Below are 6,587 nucleotides of genomic sequence, written 5' to 3' on the forward strand. Positions count from 1 at the left end.
CGGCTCCGATCAGTCGGACTGACGGGCGATCGACACATTGTCGAGAATGCCGAGCGCGTCGGGGACCAGGACGGCGGCCGAGTAGTAGCAGCTGACGAGGTAGGAGATGATCGATTGATCGTCGATACCCTTGAATCGGACATTCAAGCTGGGCTCGTACTCGTCCGGAATTCCGGTCTGGTGCAGGCCGATGACGCCCTGATCCTTCTCGCCGGTGCGCATGGCCAGGATGGATGTCGTGGAGGTGTCGCTGACCGGGATCTTGCCGCACGGATAGATCGGCACCCCGCGCCAGGCGGGCACCCGATGGCCGTCGACCTCCACCGGGTCTGGGTAGAGGCCGCGCCTATTGCACTCCCGGCTGAAGGCGGCGATGGCTTTCGGGTGCGCCAGAAAGAGTTTGGTGCTGCGGCGCATGCTGAGCAGTTCGTCCATATCGTCCGGGGTAGGCGGGCCGGACTCGGTGTAGATGCGCTGCTTGAGGTCACAGTTGTTGAGCAGTCCGAAGTCCGGATTGTTGACGAGGTCGTATTCGCGGCGCTCGTACATGGCTTCGATGGTCAGGCGCAGTTGCTGCTCGATCTGGTCCATCGGATCGTTGAACAGATCGGCGACGCGGGTGTGCACCCGCAACACGCTCTGGCCGAGGCTGAGTTCGTATTCGCGTGGCTGCGAGTCGTAGTCGACGTAGGTGCCGTCGAGGACCGGCTCACCGTGGTGGCCGGAGGAGACCACGATCTCGGCCTCGCCGAATTTGTTCTGCGGCGCGGCAGGCACATTGGCCATCGCGGCCAGATGCTCCTGCAGTGCCGGGATATTGTCGCAGAGCTGCAGCAGCGCTGGTCGGGCCAGCACCAGAATGGTGGTGGGCGTGACGGTTTTGATGGTGACCGGCCAGATGGCGTCCGGGTCGACCAGCGTCTCGTCGCCGTAGAAGTCGCCGCCGGCGAGCATGCCGACCTTGGTGGCCTCGCCGTATTCGCCGGTGCCGATCTTGCTGAGTTTGCCGTGCACGATCAGCAGCACCTGATCCATCGGATTGCCGAATTCGGCGACCACGGTGCCGGGCGGGAGGTCGCGCTGTTCGAAGCGTGCGGCGACGGTGGCGAGCACCTCCTCGTCCTCGAAGCCCCGCAGCTGGGGGAGCTCCTGCAGTTCGAGCGGGATGACCCGAGCGTTCGGGCCGTTGATGATGTATTCGACCTCGCCATTGCCGACGGTGTGGGTGAGGCGCCGGTTGACTCGATACACACCGCCCTTCACCTGTGTCCACGGCAGATTGCGGGTCAGCCATCGGGAGCTGATGCCCTGCATCTGCGGTTCGGATTTGGTGGTGTGCGCCAGCTGGTGGGCGGCGGTGGTACTGAGGGTTTTCCGATGGCCGTTTTCAGTCTGAAGGGGCATTTCGATGGTCATGCTGCGGTCCTCACCTTCGAAGGGCCACCGCGTTCTGCGAGCGGTGGAGTCCACGGCGATACAGCAGGTCCGAACACGGACCTGCGGAGATTTAGACATGATGAGTGAAAAGATAAGCGCGACAGTGCGTTCCAGCGATACCGATGGTAGATCGCGCAATCGTGCGAGCGCAGCGAAATGCATAAACATGATGTCTGGCGTATTGCTATCGCCGTCGTGTCGGGCTTCGCGGCATCGCAGCAACGCCTCCGTAATCGTCCCGAGCGGGCGTTAGACCAGCGTGCTGACCGGCCGACCACTGTCGCGGATGGCCCCATTCGCATATTCACAGAAATAGCTGAACCGACCGGGCTGTCCTTTTGCTGGCTGCGTCGGCTTTGCGGCGCGCGGCGGTCTTCTCCGGCGTGACAGGGCCGAATGACGACATGGAACCGGTCACAGCCGCCGCGCAGTAGGGTGGCCGTATGGCAAGCTCATCTGAACGCGTCGGGGCGGATGACGCAGGTCACGAGCAGGGTAGGTCTGGGAGCAAAGCCGTGAAATTCAATACGAAGTCCGTTGTGGGGCCGCTGGCGCGCCTCGTGGCAACCGCACAGAACGGGCTCGAGGTGATCCGGTTCGGAGGACTGGTTCACGACATCGAATCGTCGCCGTACGAGATCGTCGAGCGCAAGCGCACCTACCGGCTGCGGCACTACTTCCCCGATGCCACTGCGGCATCCGCGGCGAGCGCCCCTTCGGACCGACCGGTCGCACTGCTGGTGCCCCCACTCATGGTCACCGCCGAGATCTGGGATGTGAACGGCTCCGACGGAGCGGTCGGCATTCTGAACGAGGGCGGAATCGACTGCTGGGTGGTCGATTTCGGCTCACCCACCACCGAGGAGGGCGGCTGGGACCGCGACCTCGCCGACCATGTGCTGGCCGTCAACAGCGCCATCGAGACCGTGAACGAATTGACCGGCCGCGGTGTGCATCTCATGGGCTACTCGCAGGGCGGCATGTTCGCCTATCAGACCGCGGCCTATCGCCTCGGCAAAGGCGTGGAGTCCATCGTCACCTTCGGCAGTCCCGTGGACGCGGTGGCGGGCATGCCCTTCGGTATTCCTTACGGACTCGCGCAAGGTGCGGCCGACTTCCTCGCCGATCATGTGCTCAACCGGCTGCCGATCACCGATTCCATGGTGCGCCTGGGCTTTCAGGCCCTGGACCCGGTCAAGACGGTCAAGGCCCGGCTGGACTTCCTGCGCCAGCTGCACGACCGGGAGGCCCTGCTGCCCCGGGAACGGCAGCGCCGCTTCCTGGAGGCCGACGGCTGGCTCGGTTATCCGGGCCCCGCGCTCACCGATCTGCTGACGCAGTTCATCAAGCACAATCGAATGATGCTGGGCGGTTTCGTCATTCGCGATCAGCCCATCTCGCTCGCCGATTTGAAATGCCCGATTCTGGCGGTGGTCGGCGAGGTCGACGATATCGGCCAGCCCGCCGCCGTCCGCGGTATCGTGCGCGCGGCGCCCAATGCCGACGTCTACGAATCCAGTGTGGTGGCAGGACATTTCGGTCTCGTCTCCGGCTCCACCGCCACCAAGCAGACCTGGCCGCAGGTGCGGGACTGGGTGAATTGGCTCAGCGGTCGCAGCGAACTGCCCGAGCAGATCCAGCCCATGAGCCACGAGGTGGCCCGCAAGGGTCCGGCCACCGGACTCACCCGTGCGGTGCACGTCGTCGGCAGTCTCGCCGAGGCCGGAGCCGAACTCGGCAAGGCCATCGAGGGCGTGGCCGGGCAGACACTGCGCGGCACCGTCGAGCTCTCCGGTGAGGCGGCGCGTGCGCTGCCGCGGCTCACCCGCCTGGGCATGATCCAGCCGCACACCCGAGTTTCGCTGGGCCGCTTGTTGTCCGAGCAGGCGCGCCGTGGTCCGTCGCGGGAAGCCTTCCTCTTCGAGGACCGGGTGCATACGCATGCCGCGGTCAATCAGCGCATCGACAATGTGGTGCGTGGCCTCGTCTCCGTCGGTGTGCGCCCGGCCACCCGGGTCGGTGTGGTCATGGAGACCCGGCCCAGCGCCCTCGTCGCCATTGCCGCGCTGTCTCGGCTCGGCGCGGTCGCGGTGCTGCTCGCCCCCGGCAGTGAACTGTCGAAGATCGTCGAATTGACCGGCGCCAAACTGATTGTCGCCGATCCGGAGAACCTGGGCGCCGCGGCGGCGACCGGCCGCCGGGTCCTGGTGCTGGGCGGCGGCGATGCCCGCGCCCTCGATATTCCGCAGGACTGCGTGGTCACCGATCTGGAACAGATCGATCCGGCGAAGGTGACGCTGCCCTCGTGGTATCAGCCGAATCCGGGCCTGGCGCGCGAGCTGGCCTTCATTCTGGTCACCGGCACCGGCGACCGCTTCGATATCAAGTACGTGACCAACCACCGCTGGGCGCTGTCCGCGTTCGGCACCGCGTCCGCCGCCGATTTGGGCCGCGAGGACACCATCTACTGCCTTGCGCCACTGCACCATTCGTCCGGTTTACTGGTGAGCCTGGGCGGCGCGGTGGCCGGCGGCAGTCGCATCGCACTGGCCCGCTCGCTGGATCCGGAGCAGTTCGCGGCCGAGGTGCACCGCTACGGCGTCACCGTGGTCACCTACACCTGGACCATGCTGCGCGATATTCTCGACGCCGACACCTTCCCCAACGGTCATCCGCATCCGATCCGCCTGTTCATCGGCTCCGGTATGCCCGCCGGGCTGTGGCGGCGGGCGCAGGACCGGTTCGCCCCGGCTCGGGTGCTCGAGTTCTACGCCTCCATTGAGGGTGATGTGGTGCTGGCCAATGTGTCCGGCGCGAAGATCGGCAGCAAGGGCCGTCCGGTCCCCGGCACCGCCAAGGTCGAACTCATCGCCTACGACCCGCTCGCCGACGAAATCATCGTCGAGGACTCGGGTTTCGCCCGCCGCTGCGCCGACAACGAGGTGGGCCTGCTCATCGGCACCGTCTCCGACACCGTCGACCTGTCGGCCGGCGGCCTGCGCGGCGTCTTCACCCCCGGCGACGCCTGGATGCCCACGGAGAACCTCTTCCGCCGCGACAGCGACGGCGACTACTGGTTGATGGACCGCAGCGACACGGTGATTCGCACACCGCGCGGCCCCGTCTACACCCAGCCGATCGTCGACGCCCTCAATGACATCACAGCCGTGGATCTGGAAGTCGCCTACGGCCTCCCCGCAGGCAACCGCACCCTGGCCGTCGCCGCCATCAGCATTCGCGAGGGCCATCGCCTGACCCCCAAGGATGTCACCGAGGCCCTCCTGCACCTGGCCCCCGACCAGCGCCCCGACCTCATCTACGTGGTAGACGACATCCCCCGCAGCTCCACCTACCGCCCCTCCACCCGCGCCGTCCAAGCCGCAGGCCGCCCCCACCCCGGCGACCGAACCTGGTGGTACAACCGCGAATCCGAAACCTACGAAATCCTCACCCAGGACCTCGCAGACCGCCTGTTCGCCTAGTTCGAACCGCTTCGTCGCATCACCGAAGCCGAGAGACCGCCCTTGCCGATAAGCCCGGCAGGGGCGGTCTTTGCTCCCGGCTTTCGGGCATAGCCGCCGGTACGATCGGTGAGATGAATCCCCTTGCAGCGCGCGTGATGTCCACTGTTGCCGGTCAGCTCGGTAATCCGCACGGATTGCTCGGGAAAGGGACCGCCGTGATGCTCAATCGCGTCAATCGGTTTCTGATCGATGAAGCGGTACAGGCGGCGGCTGCCAGGGTAGGCGAGACCGTTGCTGACATCGGGTTCGGCGGAGGTGTGGGAATCTCGCTGCTGCTCGAGCAGGTGGGGCCGACGGGGAACGTGGTCGGGATCGAGATTTCCCCGGATATGCTGACGCGAGCCAGGTCAGGCTTCTCGACTCAGATCGCGGCAGGACGACTGCGGGTGGAAGAAGGCTCCCTGACCGCGCTCCCGCTGGACGACGCAAGCCTGGACGCCGCAATCACAGTCAACACCATCTACTTCGTCCCCGAACTGGACCAGATCTGCGCGGAATTCGCCCGAGTACTGCGCCCCCAGGGCAAGGTCGTAATAGGCATCGGCGACCCAGCAGGAATGGCCCGAATGCCCTTCACCCAGTACGGATTCCGCATCCGCCCAGTCGCAGACGTAATCGCCGCACTAGAGGCAGCCGGCCTAGTCGTAGAAGACCGACTCATCGACCACAAACCAATCCCCGGCCACCTCCTGATCGCCCGCCCCAAGAACTGACCACCCCGACCCCTATTCGCGCTCTTCATCTTTGGTCTTTGAGTCTTCGTCTTTTCGTGTCTTGTTCTCGAGAACGGAACCACATCCTCTCTGTAAATCGGGTACCTCTCCCGACGTGCCAGTGACGGCCATCTCGAGCTCTGCTCGCACCGGGGGCGCAAAACCGCTCGGGATGCAAGAAACCCAGGTGCACCGACCGTTTCGGCATAGAAACCGTCGGCTACCGGGGACGGCACAGCGGGTCTCTGCGCGGCGCAACGGTTATCAGGTCTGTGCGGCGCGGACACGGGCTGTGCGGTCAAGGAGAAGGGCTGTGTGGTGCCCGCTTCGGGGGGATTCGAGGCCGCGAGAAGTCGGTGCACTGGGTTTCTTGCGTCGAAAGAGGGTGTTGGGTTTGCGGGTGCGAGCAGGGCTCGAGATGGCCGTGCTGGTGACGTCGGGAGGGGTACCCCATTTACCTTCCGCAGTACCGAAGTAGCTGCGGTACCGGCCGGAAGACCGGCTGTGGTCCCGTTTCAGAGCATCACAACGCAAAAAGACAAAACAAACAAGACGAAAGACGCCCGGACATAAAGAACGAAAAGATCAAGAACCCGAAAGGCCAAGCCGGGCAACGGCTTGTAGCACCGACGGGACGAAACCTGTCGGTGGCACCCGGGGACGGGGAATCCTCTTGTCGCAGCCGGAGATTACGGTCCGGCGGGCCGAACCAATTCCGTCGGGGCGAACCGGTCCCGCAGGGGTGCGGTGAGAGGGAAGAACCAAGTCGGGCAACGGCCTGTGCCGCCGACGGGGTGAACTTGTCGGTGGCACCCGGGGTGGGGAATCCTCTTGTCGTGGTGGGGGTATTGCGGTCCGGCGGGGCGAACCAGTCCTGCAGGGGTGCGGTGAGAGGGAAGAACCGAGCCGGGCA

Annotated in this window: 3 protein-coding genes; 2 read left to right on the forward strand and 1 reads right to left on the reverse strand. The window is 65.3% G+C overall.

The window, feature by feature from the left end; genetic code table 11:
- Positions 1-9: 9 nt before the first annotated feature.
- Entirely contained in the window at positions 10-1,416 is a 1,407-nt protein-coding gene (locus JWN03_RS01755) for a family 2B encapsulin nanocompartment shell protein (RefSeq protein ID WP_297608618.1), read from the reverse strand.
- Between the two features lie 536 nt (positions 1,417-1,952).
- Between JWN03_RS01755 and JWN03_RS01760 the strand changes: the two genes are divergently transcribed.
- Positions 1,953-4,919: an AMP-binding protein gene (locus tag JWN03_RS01760; RefSeq protein WP_297608621.1), complete on the forward strand. Its 2,967-nt coding sequence runs from the start codon at positions 1,953-1,955 to the stop codon at positions 4,917-4,919.
- A 113-nt stretch (positions 4,920-5,032) separates the two neighbouring features.
- Positions 5,033-5,674 carry a class I SAM-dependent methyltransferase gene (locus JWN03_RS01765; protein WP_297608624.1) on the forward strand — a complete coding sequence of 214 codons (642 nt, stop codon included), beginning with the start codon at positions 5,033-5,035 and terminating at the stop codon, positions 5,672-5,674.
- Positions 5,675-6,587: the final 913 nt, after the last annotated feature.

The organism is Nocardia sp., from assembly GCF_025465275.1.
Lineage (GTDB): Bacteria > Actinomycetota > Actinomycetes > Mycobacteriales > Mycobacteriaceae > Nocardia.